1 pseudogene is annotated in these 260 nt (G+C 43.8%); it reads right to left on the bottom strand.

Going from position 1 to position 260, the window contains the following annotated elements:
- Positions 1–260 (bottom strand): annotated as a pseudogene (locus SCA31_RS24100) (hypothetical protein); the annotation flags it as partial.

Below are 260 nucleotides of genomic sequence, written 5' to 3'. Positions count from 1 at the left end.
ATATCCGAGTGCAGTAACTTCTACCACCTGAGCCAAACTAGGGATTGTTCCGGTGGGAGTAGTAATATCGTTTACAAAAACGACAGCAGCTGTCTGAGGTGTGTCATAGGTGCCAGCTGTTTTAGCTGCTAATTGCTGCTTACTGATTCTTGGAGCAATAATCCCGTCAGGAATTGTTGTTGTAGCTCCTTTTCCCACTACTTCTAAAGTTGCAGTTGGTGTAGTTGTGTTAACCCCTACTTGTGCATATAACATGGATG

The organism is Chryseobacterium sp. SIMBA_028 (assembly GCF_046535285.1).
Lineage (GTDB): Bacteria > Bacteroidota > Bacteroidia > Flavobacteriales > Weeksellaceae > Chryseobacterium.
This window is presented reverse-complemented; position numbering and strand designations above follow the sequence as displayed.